Here is a 14,141-nt window from a genome sequence, read left to right on the forward strand (position 1 = left end):
AGTAGGCAGTCGATGTAGAAAGTGACATCAGCTTCGACTGCCGACTGCCGACTGCCGACTGCCGACTGCCGACTGCCGACTGCCGACTGCCGACTGCCGACTGCCGACTGCCCTACAGCCGCCGCATCTTCCCCACCATGAAGACCACGGCGCCGGCCAGCACGAGCACGATCGGCGCCAGCACCATGATCGACAGGATCGTGCCATCGATATGGATGGTGCCGTTCTTCTGCAGCTCGGACAGCCCGAAGCGTTCGATGAAGAAGATGCCGAGGCCCAGGCTCGCGAGGGTGGAGGCGAGCTTCACGTAGGGCTTCATCTGCTGCGTAGCCATAGGGCACCGGGCGCTGTGTCGTCGAAACTAGATAGGTCGCGGCACCGCGCCCGGCAAGCGCATCAGTTGCTGAAGCAGAACGAGACGTTCGGGCGGCCGAAGCAGGCCTGGCTGCGATAGAACGGGTAGACCGGGCGGGCGCGGTAGCGCGGGCGCTCCAGATAGAAGCCGTCATCGTAGTAATCGTCGTCGTAATAGTCGCGGTCGCGGTAGCGGTCGGCGTTGAGGTAGTTGGCGTTCACCCAGCCATCCGGGCCGCGCTGCTCGACCAGGCACCAGGCGCCCTTGCAATAGTCGATATCGACGCGCTGGCCGGAGCGCAGCACGCCGACCACGGCGTAGCCTGTGCCGGGGCCGGAGCGCACATTGACCGTGGAGGAGGCGTAGGCGGTGGCGGCGCTGGCCGCGGTGGCGCCGGCGGCGAGCGCGAACAGCGCGCTGGCAAGGCCGATGGCGAAGTGGCGGAAGGGCATGAGGGAATCCTTTCGGGACGTAATAGTTGGTCTCCCCAAACGGGGCCAACCTGCTCCGGGTTTCCTGAACCGAAACTGAACGGCGAGGCCTCCGGCGAGCGCCTACCTGCGCGGGCAGGCCTGCGCGTAATCGCCCCGGATGCAGATGATATCGCCGTAGAAATCATACTCCTCGTAGCGCTGGTGCGGCCGCTCGAGGAAGGCATAATTGTCGAAATGCCGCTCACCGCCGTAATAGCCGCCGGCATAGCTGCCGCTCCGGTGGTCGACATTGGCGACGAAGCCATGCTTGGCGTAGTGGCGCGGCGTGGTGAGGTAGTTGGCATCGACCCAGCCAGCGGGGCCGGACCGCCGGATGAGGCACCAGGGGCCGCGGCAGTGGTCGATCCGGACCCGCTCGCCGGCGGACAGTACGCCGATCACCGGATGGCTGCCGCCCGGGCCGGCGCGGACATTGACGACGGTGGAGGCAACGGCGCCGCCGGCGAGGGCCGGTGCAGCAGCCAGACCGAGGCTGACGAGAGTGACGAGGGCCGTGAAGGCGACGCGGGCAGCGGACATGCCGGGCTCCTTTTGCGATGTAGCGCCTGGCACGTAACGCGCGACAGCCGTGAAACGCTGCAGTGCCGCGATCGGCGATGTTAACCGCCCGTAAACGAAAGCGCCCCTGGGGCGTTTTGCCTAAAGGCAAAGCCGCCCCTGGGGGGAGGACCCAGGAGCGGCTTGCTGTCAGCCGATGGCTGAAGAGGGAGCGACACCGCCCGGGAGCGTTTTACCGCTGCGCGGCAAGCCGCCCCTGGGGGCGCCGGAGCGTTTCGCCTTTCGGCGAAGCCGCCCGAGGGGGCCGGAGCGTTTCGCCTTTCGGCGAAGCCGCCCGGGGGGGCCGGAGCGTTTCGCCTTTCGGCGAAGCCGCCCGGGGGATCGTTCCGCCGCTTGCGCGGCGGAGCCGACCGAGGGGTTAGTACGCGCTGCCGCCGATGCAGAACGAGGCGTTCTTGCCGTCGACGCAGAAGCTGCTGCCGAAACCGTAGCCGTAGCCCGGCTTCACCGGGTAGACCGGGCCGTCATCGTAATAGTCGAAATCGAGGGCATTGGCCTTCACCCAGCCATCGGGGCCGGAGATCTGCACCTTGTACCAGTTCTTCCACTGGCCGATGACCTTCACCTTGTCGCCTTCGTAGATGCTGTTGACGATCTGCGAGCCGTTCTGGTGGTTTTTGCGGACGTTGGCGTCGTTATCGACATAGGCCCAGGTGGCGGCCATGGAGGCGCCGGCGGTGGCGATGACGATGGCAGTTGCGAGAGCTGCGGTCTTGATGCTGGTGATGAACATGGTGGGATCCTTGGTTGGAGTCGTTAGCGGCACTGCTGCCTTGTCATGAGGTGTAGCAGGGCCAATCTGAACGCAGCCTGAAACCCCTGTAAATCTGGCGTAAACCGAAAACAGAGCGCCTCCGGGAGGGAGATCCCGGAGGCGCGATGGGGGGAGGGGTGGGGGGCGGGAGACCGGATCGTTTCACCGCTTTGCGGTGAAGCCGACCGCCGGATCGTTTCGCCGCGTTGCGGCGAAGCCGACCGGGGGAGCGTTTCGCCGTTCCGGCGAAGCCGACCGGGGGTAGGCCGCCCGGGAGCGTTTGCCGCTACGCGGCAAGCCGCCCCTGGGGCCGGAGCGCTTCGCCGTTTGCACGGCGAAGCCGCAGCGGGAGCGTTTCGCCTTCGGCGAAGCCGCCCCTAGTAACCGCCGCTCAGGCAGAACGAGGCGTTCTGGCCGTTGATGCAGAACGAGCCGCCATAGCCGTAGCCATAGCCGGGGAACGGATACTGCTGGGCGAAATCGAGCACGTTGCCCTTCACCCAACCATCCTGGCCCGGGATCTGCAGCTTGTACCAGTTGTTCCACTGGCCGACGATCTTCACCTTCTGGCCGGCGGCGACCCAGTTGACGTTGGCAGAGTCCTTCTTGTGGAACTGCTTGACCTTGGTGTTGTTCTCCACCCAGGCGTACTGGGCGGCCATCGATACACCAGCGGTGGCGACGACGACGAGAGTGGCGAGAGCGGCGGTTTTGAGGGTACGGAAAGACATCTTCGGTTTCCTTCGGTTCTTGGGTTGGGATCTGCCATCAGCAAATCCGGTGGCATCACTGCCTTGACCGTGAAGTTAGAAGGATGTGCCTGAACCGAAGCTGAAACCTCCGTTTATGTAGAATGATTTAGCGCGCTACGCCGATTCTGTTCATCATTGTGGCGGCGCTTACCAGCAGAACATGCTGTTGTCGTCCTCGTCGTCGCAGGTCTTGATCGGGTCGAGTGGATCGAAGCCCTCGAACTTGTACGGGGTGACCTCGAGCTTGGCGCCCGAGCCGACCAGATAGGAGCCGCGCACCCAGCCGGCGGGCTCGCCCGCCTTATCGAGGAACAGGCACCAGTTGGAGCTTTGGGTGCAGCGCTGCAACCGCACCTCGGTGCCTTTGCGCAGCGTGCCGATGGTTTCGTAACCCGAGCCGGGGCCAGAGCGTACCGGGATATCGCCGGAAGCGCGTGCCGTGCCTCGCGACGCGGCCTCAGCGGGGAGCGCCGCAAGGCTGGCGGCAACGAGGCCGAGGGCGAGAATGGCAGTGCGCATGGCGAGGGCTTCCGGGGAATTGTTGTTGCGACGAGCAACGCCCGCAAAGCGGGCGAAATCGGGGCGGCCTGACGCGAACGCCAGCAGTCGGCGCACCTCCCCCGCCTGCGGGGGAGGGGGACCAGCCGAAAGGCTGGTGGAGGGGCGAGTCACAAACACCGGCTTCTGTCGATCCACCCACGGCCGGTGCGTGGGGCACCCCCTCCACCACGCTTCCGCGCGGTCCCCCTCCCCCGCAAGCGGGAGAGGTGCGCCGACTGCCCGCTTTGTTTTTTACCCTACAACCGCACCGCCCCATGGTCGCCCACGGCTGGCTTCGCCCCCGTCACGGCCGCGGTCAGCATGATCGCCGTGGCGACCAGCTGGCTCGGGCCTTCCCAGATTTCGGCGTTCTCCGGCGTCACCGTCAGCAGGCGGATCTCCGGGTCGTCGGCGCTGTCCCACCAGGCTTTGGCGAAGGGCGTCCACAGTTCCTTGATGCGGGCGCGATCGTTGCTGACCACGGCCTGGCCGGTGATGGTGACATAGTCGTGCGAACCGTGATCGGCGAAGGCGAGGGTGACGGTGGGGTATTTCTCGACCTGCTGCGCCAGAGTGAGCGCCGGGGCGCCGGTAGCCTCGGCCAGCGTGGTGCCGCCATGCGCACCGATGAGGAACTGGATGGCATCGGCCTCGCGATCGACATGCGCCGAAAGCGGGCGGATGCGCTGCTGCTCGCCATCCCAGGTGGTGACGAGGGCGATGCGGATCTTTTCGGCCAGGTGCCACGCCTTGTCGGCGAGCTCGGCGGGGGTGAGGCGATGTTCTTCGTTGGCCATGATGGGCTCCTGTTGCTGTGAGGAGCCAACGAGCCAGCGGGGCAGGAGTTGCCGCGGGACGACGAAGTGATCAGTAGCGCAGTGGCCGCCGCCGCTTGATCTCGGCGATGCGCTCGGCATCGGCCTCGGCGCTGAGGTAGCGGCCGCGCTCCAGGATCTCGAGGGTATACTCGCGGTAGGTCAGCCCCATCGCCTCGGCGCGGCGGGCGCGCATCACCGCGATATCGTAAGGCACGTCGTTGAAGGCCTTTTCGCTGGCGGCCTTCCATTCGAAATAGTTGCCGATGCCGTTGTCGCCCCACGGCCGCGGAGAATCGTCGAGCGGCGGGCCGCCATTGGAGAGCGGCGCGGCAGGGGCCTCGGGTTCGGCGAACTCTTTGCGCTTCAACATGCCGCCATGTTCGGGCGGCGCGGCACGAAGATCAATGCAGCCGGCGTTATGGCAGCCATCAACGCCTCGGATGGCTCAGGCGCGGGTTTCGGCGCCGGTAACTGCGCCGAACAGCCGCTCGAGCAGGCCCTGGTCGCGGTGGCCGCCGGCCTCCTTCTTCAACTGCACCAGCAGCGCGCTGGTGGCATCGAGCCGCTGGCAGGCGAGGGTGGCGACGTGCAACGCGGCGATCGGGCTCTGCTCGAGCCAGCGCAGCCCATCCTCGATATGGCGCACCTCCACCGGGGTGAGCGCCGTGACATCGGCGGAATGGTCGGCGCCGAGCAGGATGCTCATTTCGCCGACGAGGGTGCCGGGCTCGGTGATGCGCGCCACCTCGACACCATCGCGTTCGACCACCAGCCGGCCGGACACCAGGATGAACAGTTCACCGCGCGACTCGCCGGTTTCGATCAACCGCTCGCCGCGCGCGAGGCTACGCGTCGGATAGGCATTGGTCAGCGCCAGGAGATTGGCCATGGTTCGGAAGTCCCCCACAAGATTCAAGCGGGCCCGCGCCCCGCGAGGGAGAGCATAGCGCGGTTATGCGAGGTGGTCATGTCGGTTGGAGAGGCCCTCTTCACCTCTCCCTTGGGGGAGAGGTCGGCGCGTAGCGCCGGGTGAGGGGGCCTTCCCCACGCTCGGCGTCTGCGGCAAGGCCCCCTCACCCTGACCCTCTCCCCCAGAGGGAGAGGGGACGATGGAGCCGATGGCTTCGATGCGGTCAGCCCCGGCGGAACAGCGCGAACCACACACCGGCAGCGCCGGCGGCGAACAGCAAAGCCCCGAGCACAGCCCAGAGCAGCGACGGCCCTTCCAGCGCCTCGCACTCCGCGACGCAGAGGATCGGCCCCAGCGTCACCAGCCCAGTGCCCTGCAGGAACCACAGGCCGCCGAGCAGCACGGCAATGGCGCCGAGCGCGGCTCCGGTCCATTTCATGATGTCCTCCCGGTGCGCGTGGTGGAGTTCGGCACAGGAGGGCAATGCGCCCATTGCTGCATCGTTCCGCGGCACCTCCAACCGCACGCGCCGGTGCGCAGGTCAGCAAAACCCAGTGGACTCCGGCAAAGCCTCATGCCTAGAACAAAACGCGAACAAATGCCGGAGCCGACCTATGCCCAGACACACCATTCCGCTCAACGGCCGCACCACGCGGCATCCGAAATTCACCCAGGACGAGGTGGAAGCCTTGCTGCAGAAGGGCTTCCGCTTCGCCATCTACCACCCCGCCGGCGACGAGTTCCGGCTGAGCCTGCCGCTCGAGACCATCGAGGACCGGACCCATGGCACGCTGACGATCTCGCAGGGGTGATGCCTCAGTTGAGCCGTTCGCTGAGCGTCACCCGGATCGTGTCGCCGACGCGCTTGCCGAGCTGGGTGCGAAGCTTCGCCGCCACCGGCAGCTTGTGGGTGCCGTTGCCGAGCGCCATGAAGCTGGAGCGAAACGGTTTCCCGTCCATGGTGCCGGCGACCTTCACCAGGCCGCGGGTGCCGAAGAAGCCGACCGAGTCGGGCCACACCAGGTAGGTCCATCCGCCCGCGGCGGAGCTCTGGACCAGGGTGGCTTCGAAACTGGTGGGAAGAGTTGCGGACATGATGGGCTCCTTTTCGCTTGCCTGAACCTATGTCGCGCGAGGTGGGGCGATTTCGACAGCGCAGGGACGGAGCCCAGGTTCCAGGCGCGCGCCGCTTTGGTGACCTTGCCGCCGGAGGCACCCCAGACTCGGTGTCATCCCTGCGAAAGCAGGGACCCATCTATCCACTCGTGCTGCGGCGAGTTGGGTCCCCTGTCGCTGGGATAACACCGGAGGTGGGGTGATCGCAGTGGGTCACCTTCGGTTGCACCCGCCCGTCCGATCTATCCATCGGGTGTCACCAAGTCCGCCCCAACCGCGATGTCATCCCGGCGAAGGCCGGGACCCATCCTGAGATGCTGCGGTTCTTGCGCAAGTACCTCACCACCTCAGGATGGGCCCCGGCCTGCGCCGGGGTGACACCGTGGATGGGGGAACACCGGAGACAAGCCCTTTCGCACCCTTCGATCAGTTTTCACGCAATGCGCGCAAGCGCGGCTCACGGATCCCCCAGCTTCACCGTGCGCCAGGTCTGCGTCACGCGGATGGGGCCGGGGCGGCGGATCAGCATCCGGCCATAGTCCTCGCCATAGGGCGAGTTGAGGGTGACGCGGATGCACTCGTCGGTGCCGCAGCGCGGGCAGGGGAAGGGCGGCCACAGCGCCGGCCGCTCGGGATCGAGCAGTTCGATGAGATCGCTGGCGAGATAGGTGGCGCCGCGGCGGCAGCGATTGCACTTGATGATCACCAGCTGGCCCCACTCGGCGGCATGCTTCAGCAGGTGGGTCTTGCCGGGATATTTCTTCTGCAGGTGGCCGGGCGGCGGCATAGGCGGACTCGATGTCGTTCCCCGTTTGTTCTGGTGACCGGTGGTCGAGGCGTCAATAGGCCGGCAATGACGTTACGGTGTGGGGCAGGGGCCCGCGCACTGTGCGATGGCCACCAGGCTCTCGGTGGTCCTCCACCGTGAAACGGGGGAGGGGGACCAGCGAAGCTGGTGGAGGGGGCGGCCCCAAACACCGGCGCATCCTGCCGCCCCCTCCACCGCCTTCGGCGGTCCCCCTCCCCCGCTACGCGGTGGAGGACCACCGAGAAGCCGGCGCAAAAACACACACATGCGATAGCCCTCCCCTTTGCGGGGGACGGACAGGTGGAGGGCTCTTCCCCCACCGGCCCCTCAGCACCGCAAGTGCATAGCCCTGCCGATCACTTGGTGCCGACGACGCCGTCCAGCGCCTCGGAGTTGACCCAGCCGGTCAGCCGGCGGCCGGGTTCGCGCAGCGTTACCTGGCAATAGCCCGGCAGCGCTGTGCATTCATGCAGCGTCACCCGATCGCCCTTCGCCAGTTGTCCGAACGGCCGGTGGCCGGGCATGCGGTAGATCGTGGTGCTGCGCAGCACGGTGACAGCAGGAAACTCCTGTGCCACCGCGGGGGCGGAGAACGAGCCGGGCGCGACGAGGCTGGCAACCAGGGCGAGCGCGGCGGCATGACGTTTGCTGAGCATGGTGTCTGGATCCGTCTCTGGAGTGGTCACTGGGTGGACACGGCGCCGTCGAGTGCATCGGCGGCGACCCAGCCATTGAAGGGATGCGGCCCCTGCAACTGCCCGACCCGGCACCAGGTGGGCTTGCCCACGCATTCATAGAGCTTCAGCCGCTCGCCCTTGGCGATGCCGGTGATCCGCCGCCAATCCGGCGGCGGCGCACGCAGCAGGTCGGTGGCGCGAATGGCGGTGATCTCGGGGAAGGATTGAGCGAAGGACGGGGCAGTCAAACAGGCGGCCGCAACGGCCAGAACCGTGACGCTAAGCTTTGGCAGCATTTGATGTTTTACCTCGCGTTGCGGGATGCAACGGGGCGAACATGAAAGTCATATGATGAATTGAGGATGAATTGAGGATGGCAGGATAGCTAGCCTAGCCAACGCCCGATCCGGTTGGAAGCAATCTAGTTCGCTATGCCGTTGGGTAGATTCCCCTTGCGAACGCTCCGGCAATCTTAGTGAATGTGATCACTGTAGCTTTCGGGAGCGGGGCGGTGCCGAAGAAGAACAAGCCAACGTGGGCGACTCTAGAGGAAGAGGTGAGGGCAGAGGCGTCCGTCATATGGGGGCGGAGCTTCGCTTCGCAACTGGTCCACGGACGTCAAATTGATGCCTACTCTCAATCACCGACGGGCGATCACGTTGCGATCGAGGTAACGGAACAAAAGAACATCAATAAAGTACAAGAGGATATCGGAAAGCTTGTACATGTAAGAAACGCGAACTTCGGGCAACAAAGTGGGTTCAGATCTACGAAGTGCGTGATAGTTACACTATTTGAGCCTACTATTTCGATGAGGAGTGCCTGCGCCTCAATTAGCATTGACATCTATTCTATCGAGGAGTTTCGTAAGCTTTTCCTGCCATTTGAGGAGTATGCTGACGCGCGGCGAAGAATTCCATTTGGCAGCGCGGTGGATCCGGAAACAGGTAAGCCCGATCCGCGGCAGTACGTTAAGGTTCAATTTCTGCAAGAGGAACGATTAGTCAACGCGAGCACCGTTGCAGACGGTCTGGTTGATGGCCATAAGTACATCGTTGTAGGCGAATACGGAACAGGAAAGAGCAAATTCTTTGAGTATACGTTCAATGAATTTGCGGCGTCGGCGCGTTCGAACTCACTCTTCCCAATCGCTATTGATCTCAGGCGGGTGTGGGGCCTTCGTGACCGTTACGAGATTCTCCGCCGTCATCTTCACGATGTAGGCTTAGCCGCCCACGAGCAAGCATTTATCCGAGCATACTCGGAGGGATATCTGCTGATTATGCTGGACGGATTTGACGAGGTGGCGGCCCACTCTTGGAGCGATGACCCAGTCAGTCTTCGTAATCTACGCGCAGACGCCCTAAGTGGAGCGCGAGACCTAATTTCAAATCAGTCCATGGGAGTGATTGTCTGCGGTCGGGACCATTATTTTGACAGTCACGATGAGATGAAGTCTGCATTGGGACTTGCTTCTGCTGATCCGACAGTATTGGAGACCAAGGACGAATTTTCTCAAGCGGAGATTGAGCAATTCGTTCAGAATGCTGGGTTCAAGGGGAAAGTGCCGGCTTGGCTTCCGAAGAAGCCGCTTACGTGTGAGTTCTTCATAAGGGCATTTAGCGGAGACCTATCGCAGGCGAAGTTTGCCTCAGATAGTCCAGACCAGTTCTGGGAAGTATATTTCTCTTCGGTCTGCGAACGCGAAGCACGTCTCAATCCTGGCTTTGACGCCGCCGCTATTGGGCGCGTCTTGGTTTCTGTTGCAGCGGCAACCCGCACCAAGCCGCAGGATGTCGGGCCAATATCGCTGGCGGAGATACGTCAAGCGTTCGAGCGAGCGGTCGGTTACACACCGGTGGATCAAGCAAGCGTGCTACTTCAAAGGCTTTCGGGCCTAGGCAGAACGGCTGCGGATTCCGAGGACCGTCGATTTGTGGACACCTACCTCCTCGAGGGCCTGAGAGCACTTCACGACTTAGATTTCGTCTTGAAGACAGGCTCAGATGTTTACCTGTCCGAGGATTGGGTCAACCCTGTCGGGGAGTACGGTAGGGGCATCTTGGCCCAAAGAATTGCAGACAGGGGACTCGAAGACGACGCTCGCGCATTTTGCCTGTCCGCTATGCGGCACAAGAATCATACCTTGATCGCGGACATCGCATCCGCCTTGCTAATTGCAGGCGAGACCGAAATTGACTTCTCAAAACTGGCACTAAGTGGTGCTTCGATCGGTCGTCTGGATTTCAGCAATGTTGCTGTATCTAATCTGTTTATTTCTAATAGCATAATAAACACCATCGAGCTGCCATCAAGCTCTCCTAAGGATACAACGATCTCGCAATCGATCATATCTTTGGTAAATGGCGTGTCGGCTGTTCAGGGCATGCCTGAGTGGTTTACTGAGTGCGAGGTGGATAACTTTACGTCCGTCGCAAATACATCAAGAATTAAGACGTCGTCTATTAAGCCAGCCGAGAAAGTACTCGTGGCGATCCTTCACAAGACCTTTTTTCAACCGGGATCTGCGAGAAAGGAAGAGGCACTGCTTCGCGGTTTGGGCAAATTTGCCAAACCAAAAACTGTCTCCAGCATTATTAACAAATTGATATCTGAGGGCATCATTACTGAGGAACGGGGCGATAGTGGGCGTATTTATGCTCCCGTTAGATCTCAGATGAGGCGCGTTGGTAAGATTGTGTCGGAACTAAATATGTCTCAGGACGAGATCTGGAAGTACGTATCTACCATCGACAAAAGCTGATCCCACTCATTGGCGGTACGGGTGTTTGGTTGTCGGAGTAGCTAGTTGCAGTTGATGTGCATTGATCTTGGTCCCTGGGCTCCAGCGCTCGCTCTGTGATTGTGAACACGCTAATCCACCCCACCCTCCAGTACATCCAACTCCATCTCCCGCAGCCGCTTCACCTCATCTCGCAACCTTGCCGCCGCCATTCGAGCGTAGCTCTCATGGCCTTCTCATCTAAAATCGCTCCACTGGAGCGATTTTGCCTTCGGCACGGTTCGAAGTCTCAAGCTCAACTTCGTGAGTTTGAACTGACTAGTCTGCCGAACCTTCAAGGACGTCCAGTTCCATCTCCCGCAGCCGCTTCACCTCATCCCTCAGCCGTGCCGCCTTCTCGAACTCCAGGTTCGTGGCCGCCTCGCGCATCTCGCGTTCCAGATCCTTGATCACCGCAGCGAGGTTCGCCCCAGCCTGGACCTTTTCCTTGCCGCTCTTGTCTTTGCCGATCGAGACGGTGACGTGGTCCTGTTCGTAGATGCTGTCGACGATTTCCTTGATGTTGGATTTCACCGATTGCGGGGTGATGCCGTTGGCTTCGTTGTAGGCCTGCTGCTTTTCGCGGCGGCGGTTGGTTTCGGCCATGGCGCGTTCCATGGAGCCGGTGATGTTGTCGGCGTAGAGGATGACCTTGCCGTCGACGTTACGGGCGGCGCGGCCGATGGTCTGGATCAGTGAGGTTTCGGAGCGCAAAAACCCTTCCTTGTCGGCATCGAGGATGGCGACGAGGGCGCATTCGGGGATGTCGAGGCCTTCACGCAAAAGGTTGATGCCGACCAGCACGTCGAAGGCGCCTAGGCGGAGATCGCGGATGATCTCGATGCGCTCGATGGTGTCGATGTCGGAGTGCATGTAGCGCACCCGGATGCCCTGCTCGTGCATGTATTCGGTGAGATCCTCGGCCATGCGCTTAGTGAGCACGGTGACCAGGGTGCGGTAGCCTGCCTTCGACACCTGGCGGATCTCGTCGACCACGTCGTCGACCTGGGTCTTGGCCGGGCGGATCTCGACCGGGGGGTCGATCAGGCCGGTGGGGCGGATCACCTGTTCGGCGAACACGCCGCCCGACTGCTCCATTTCCCAGGCGCCGGGGGTGGCCGAGACATAGACGGTCTGCGGGCGCATGGCGTTCCACTCCTCGAAGCGGAGCGGGCGGTTGTCCATGGCCGAGGGCAGGCGGAAGCCGTATTCGGCGAGGGTGGCCTTACGACGCAGGTCGCCGCGATACATGGCGCCGAGCTGGCCGACGGTGACGTGGCTTTCGTCGATGAACACCAGGGCGTTGTCGGGCAGGTATTCGAACAAAGTCGGCGGCGGCTCGCCGGGCTTCCGGCCGGAGAAGTAGCGCGAATAGTTCTCGATGCCGGCGCAGGAGCCGGTGGCTTCCATCATTTCGAGATCGAACAGGGTTCGCTGCTCCAGCCGCTGCGCTTCGAGGAAGCGGCCAGCGCCGTTGAGCTCCTGCAGGCGGGCGGCGAGTTCCTTGCGGATCTCCTTGATGGCGCCGGTGAGGGTGGCGCGCGGCGTCACATAGTGGCTGTTGGCGAAGATGCGGATCGAGAGCAGGTCGGAGGATTTCTTGCCGGTCAGCGGATCGAACTCGGAGATCGACTCGATCTCGTTGCCGAACAGGGTGATGCGCCAGGCGGCATCCTCATAGTGGGCCGGGAACAGTTCCACCGTGTCGCCGCGCACCCGGAACGTGCCGCGGGTGAAGCCGGCATCGCCGCGCTTGTATTGCAGCTGGGCGAGCGAGCGCAGCAGCTGCTGCTGATCGACCTTCTGGCCCTTCCTGAGGTCGAAGGTCATGGCGGTGTAATCTTCCACCGAGCCGATACCGTAGATGCAGGAAACCGAGGCGACGATGATCACGTCGTCGCGTTCGAGCAGCGCACGCGTCGCCGAGTGGCGCATGCGGTCGATCTGCTCGTTGATGGTCGATTCCTTCTCGATATAGGTGTCGGTCCGCGGCACATAGGCCTCGGGCTGGTAATAGTCGTAGTAGGAGACGAAGTACTCGACGGCGTTGTCGGGGAAGAACGACTTCATCTCGCCATAGAGCTGGGCCGCCAGCGTCTTGTTGGGCGCGAGGATCAGCGCCGGGCGCTGGGTGCGCATGATGGTCTGCGCCGCGGTAAAAGTCTTGCCCGAGCCGGTGACGCCGAGCAGCACCTGGTCGGTCTCGCCGTTCTCGATGCCTTCCACCAGGTCGGCGATGGCGGTGGGCTGGTCGCCGCGCGGCTCATAGGCGGTCACCAGCTTGAACGGCACGCCGCCTTCGGATTTTTCGCGCGGGGCAGGGCGGTGGGGCTTCCACTCGGTGTTGCCCTCCACCTCCTTGCGGCCATGCAGGATGATATCCTCGAGGGCCTTCACCGTGGCCGAGATGCCAACCGTCTGCGCGCCGGCCAGCGACTGGCCGGGCATGTTCTTGGCCCTGACCTTCTTCTTCGAGGTTTCCAGCGCCTCGCGCAGCTGCTCCATCACCTCGGGGTCCTTCGCGGCCTGGCGCGAGATATCGCGGGCCGTCACTCGGCCCGATGGCAGATGGCCGAAGCCGGCCTGGTCGGATTCACCCATGCCGCCGAAATCCGGGCGGTCGACCGAGTTGGCCTTCGACTTCGGAGCCTTGAGCTGCATGCCGGTGGCAGCGGAGCGGGCGCTCTTTTTCTGCTTCTCCTGCGCCAGCGGGCCATCGGCCTTCCTGATCTGCGGGGTATCAAAATCGCCGCCGCGGACGGGTTGGGGCTTCAACGGCTGGATGCCGGTGCCGGCGGCTTCGGCGGCGCGGCGGGCGGCATTGTCGAGGGCGCGCTTGTTCTTCAGGCGCTCCTGCGGCAGCCGCTTGTTCATCTGCTCGGCTTCGGCCTTTTCGATCTCGCCGATGAAGTCGTCGATGGAGAAGTCGGAAACCGGCTTTTTCGGGGGCATGGCGGACTCTCGAGGGCGATTGAGGCTGCTTCAGCGGACACCATAGATGGGTGTGCTGCCAGAATCTGTCAGTGTTGTCGTGGTTCGACAGCAATATAGGGCGCGGCGAACGGAATGTGAACGGGGGATGCCAAAGGCACCGGCCGGCACCCTCCCCTTGACGGGGAGGTAAGCGGAGCTCGGTAGCGCCAGCGACCTGGCGAAGCTCGGAGGGGGGTGGTCACCTCTCCCTTGGGGGAGAGGTCGGCGCGCAGCGCCGGGTGAGGGGGCCTTGCCCGCGTTCGGTGGGTGCGGCAAGGCCCCCTCACCCTGACCCTCTCCCCCAGAGGGAGAGGGGACGCGGGGAGAGCGCCCTGCGGGACGCCGTTGGTGCTTTGGTCGCCGGACCTGGTGTTGCCGGCCGCAGGAACCGAGCCCGCTGCACACCCCCTCCGAGCGCCGCTAGCTCGCTGGCGCTCGCAAGCTCTGCTTGCCTCCCCCGTCAAGGGCAGGGCTATCGCATATGAACAGCCACCGGGCTCTCAGTGGTCCTCCACCGCGCAGCGGGGGAGGGGGACCAGCGAAGCTGGTGGAGGGGGCGGCCCCAAAAACCGGCGTATCCTGCCGCCCCCTCCACCGCCTTCGG

The 14,141-nt window shown here is 63.4% G+C and carries 16 protein-coding genes and 1 pseudogene; 2 read left to right on the forward strand and 15 right to left on the reverse strand.

The features are described from left to right. Positions 1-112: 112 nt before the first annotated feature. The 10 genes from VGV07_RS02080 to VGV07_RS02125 form a co-directional block, all read right to left on the reverse strand. Positions 113-319, reverse strand: a complete 207-nt coding sequence (locus VGV07_RS02080; RefSeq protein WP_326867029.1) for a hypothetical protein — start codon at positions 317-319, stop codon at positions 113-115. Positions 320-396: 77 nt separating this feature from the next. Then, positions 397-807: an SH3 domain-containing protein gene (locus VGV07_RS02085; protein ID WP_326867030.1), complete on the reverse strand. Its 411-nt coding sequence runs from the start codon at positions 805-807 to the stop codon at positions 397-399. A gap of 102 nt (positions 808-909) precedes the next feature. Next, positions 910-1,368 carry an SH3 domain-containing protein gene (locus VGV07_RS02090; protein WP_326867031.1) on the reverse strand — a complete coding sequence of 153 codons (459 nt, stop codon included), beginning with the start codon at positions 1,366-1,368 and terminating at the stop codon, positions 910-912. A gap of 397 nt (positions 1,369-1,765) precedes the next feature. After that, on the reverse strand, positions 1,766-2,140 hold the full coding sequence (locus VGV07_RS02095) for an SH3 domain-containing protein (protein ID WP_326867032.1): 375 nt from the start codon (positions 2,138-2,140) through the stop codon (positions 1,766-1,768). A 398-nt stretch (positions 2,141-2,538) separates the two neighbouring features. Next, a complete protein-coding gene (locus tag VGV07_RS02100; RefSeq protein ID WP_326867033.1) occupies positions 2,539-2,892 on the reverse strand; it encodes an SH3 domain-containing protein in 354 nt (117 codons plus the stop codon). A gap of 168 nt (positions 2,893-3,060) precedes the next feature. Next, on the reverse strand, positions 3,061-3,528 hold the full coding sequence (locus tag VGV07_RS02105) for an SH3 domain-containing protein (protein WP_326867034.1): 468 nt from the start codon (positions 3,526-3,528) through the stop codon (positions 3,061-3,063). A gap of 182 nt (positions 3,529-3,710) precedes the next feature. After that, entirely contained in the window at positions 3,711-4,250 is a 540-nt protein-coding gene (locus VGV07_RS02110) for a pyridoxamine 5'-phosphate oxidase family protein (RefSeq protein WP_326867035.1), read from the reverse strand. Positions 4,251-4,320: 70 nt separating this feature from the next. Then, the gene (locus VGV07_RS02115; RefSeq protein WP_326867036.1) at positions 4,321-4,641 is read right to left on the reverse strand and encodes a hypothetical protein; all 321 of its coding nucleotides are present in this window, start codon (positions 4,639-4,641) and stop codon (positions 4,321-4,323) included. A 75-nt stretch (positions 4,642-4,716) separates the two neighbouring features. Next, positions 4,717-5,160, reverse strand: coding sequence for a cyclic nucleotide-binding domain-containing protein (locus VGV07_RS02120; RefSeq protein WP_326867037.1), 444 nt, complete (start codon positions 5,158-5,160; stop codon positions 4,717-4,719). A gap of 244 nt (positions 5,161-5,404) precedes the next feature. Further along, positions 5,405-5,620, reverse strand: a complete 216-nt coding sequence (locus VGV07_RS02125) for a hypothetical protein (RefSeq protein WP_326867038.1) — start codon at positions 5,618-5,620, stop codon at positions 5,405-5,407. 175 nt (positions 5,621-5,795) lie between these two features. On the opposite strand from VGV07_RS02125, the gene VGV07_RS02130 reads away from it, so the two are divergent. After that, entirely contained in the window at positions 5,796-5,993 is a 198-nt protein-coding gene (locus VGV07_RS02130; protein WP_326867039.1) for a hypothetical protein, read from the forward strand. Between the two features lie 4 nt (positions 5,994-5,997). On the opposite strand, the gene VGV07_RS02135 is transcribed toward VGV07_RS02130, so the two are convergent. From VGV07_RS02135 to VGV07_RS02150, 4 genes are all read right to left on the reverse strand, one after another. Next, on the reverse strand, positions 5,998-6,276 hold the full coding sequence (locus VGV07_RS02135; protein ID WP_326867040.1) for a DUF1905 domain-containing protein: 279 nt from the start codon (positions 6,274-6,276) through the stop codon (positions 5,998-6,000). A 478-nt stretch (positions 6,277-6,754) separates the two neighbouring features. After that, complete coding sequence (locus VGV07_RS02140) at positions 6,755-7,084, reverse strand: hypothetical protein (protein ID WP_326867041.1); 330 nt, start codon at positions 7,082-7,084, stop codon at positions 6,755-6,757. 377 nt (positions 7,085-7,461) lie between these two features. Then, complete coding sequence (locus VGV07_RS02145) at positions 7,462-7,761, reverse strand: hypothetical protein (RefSeq protein ID WP_326867042.1); 300 nt, start codon at positions 7,759-7,761, stop codon at positions 7,462-7,464. Positions 7,762-7,787: 26 nt separating this feature from the next. Further along, entirely contained in the window at positions 7,788-8,078 is a 291-nt protein-coding gene (locus VGV07_RS02150) for a hypothetical protein (protein ID WP_326867043.1), read from the reverse strand. A 215-nt stretch (positions 8,079-8,293) separates the two neighbouring features. Between VGV07_RS02150 and VGV07_RS02155 the strand changes: the two genes are divergently transcribed. After that, entirely contained in the window at positions 8,294-10,546 is a 2,253-nt protein-coding gene (locus VGV07_RS02155) for a hypothetical protein (protein ID WP_326867044.1), read from the forward strand. 297 nt (positions 10,547-10,843) lie between these two features. Here VGV07_RS02155 and uvrB read toward each other — a convergent pair. Further along, a pseudogene (gene uvrB, locus VGV07_RS02160) lies at positions 10,844-12,976 on the reverse strand (excinuclease ABC subunit UvrB); the annotation flags it as partial. Positions 12,977-14,141: the final 1,165 nt, after the last annotated feature.

This window comes from Devosia sp., from assembly GCF_035944845.1.
Lineage (GTDB): Bacteria > Pseudomonadota > Alphaproteobacteria > Rhizobiales > Devosiaceae > Devosia_A.

Excerpts from the sequence above, each read along its gene's own strand:
- VGV07_RS02120 (WP_326867037.1), bottom strand. The coding sequence starts at position 5,160 with ATGGCCAATCTCCTGGCGCTGACCAATGCCTATCCGACGCGTAGCCTC.
- VGV07_RS02130 (WP_326867039.1), top strand. The coding sequence starts at position 5,796 with ATGCCCAGACACACCATTCCGCTCAACGGCCGCACCACGCGGCATCCG.
- VGV07_RS02080 (WP_326867029.1), bottom strand. The coding sequence starts at position 319 with ATGAAGCCCTACGTGAAGCTCGCCTCCACCCTCGCGAGCCTGGGCCTC.
- VGV07_RS02115 (WP_326867036.1), bottom strand. The coding sequence starts at position 4,641 with ATGTTGAAGCGCAAAGAGTTCGCCGAACCCGAGGCCCCTGCCGCGCCG.
- VGV07_RS02090 (WP_326867031.1), bottom strand. The coding sequence starts at position 1,368 with ATGTCCGCTGCCCGCGTCGCCTTCACGGCCCTCGTCACTCTCGTCAGC.
- VGV07_RS02095 (WP_326867032.1), bottom strand. The coding sequence starts at position 2,140 with ATGTTCATCACCAGCATCAAGACCGCAGCTCTCGCAACTGCCATCGTC.
- VGV07_RS02140 (WP_326867041.1), bottom strand. The coding sequence starts at position 7,084 with ATGCCGCCGCCCGGCCACCTGCAGAAGAAATATCCCGGCAAGACCCAC.
- VGV07_RS02085 (WP_326867030.1), bottom strand. The coding sequence starts at position 807 with ATGCCCTTCCGCCACTTCGCCATCGGCCTTGCCAGCGCGCTGTTCGCG.
- VGV07_RS02125 (WP_326867038.1), bottom strand. The coding sequence starts at position 5,620 with ATGAAATGGACCGGAGCCGCGCTCGGCGCCATTGCCGTGCTGCTCGGC.
- VGV07_RS02145 (WP_326867042.1), bottom strand. The coding sequence starts at position 7,761 with ATGCTCAGCAAACGTCATGCCGCCGCGCTCGCCCTGGTTGCCAGCCTC.
- VGV07_RS02110 (WP_326867035.1), bottom strand. The coding sequence starts at position 4,250 with ATGGCCAACGAAGAACATCGCCTCACCCCCGCCGAGCTCGCCGACAAG.
- VGV07_RS02150 (WP_326867043.1), bottom strand. The coding sequence starts at position 8,078 with ATGCTGCCAAAGCTTAGCGTCACGGTTCTGGCCGTTGCGGCCGCCTGT.
- VGV07_RS02135 (WP_326867040.1), bottom strand. The coding sequence starts at position 6,276 with ATGTCCGCAACTCTTCCCACCAGTTTCGAAGCCACCCTGGTCCAGAGC.
- VGV07_RS02100 (WP_326867033.1), bottom strand. The coding sequence starts at position 2,892 with ATGTCTTTCCGTACCCTCAAAACCGCCGCTCTCGCCACTCTCGTCGTC.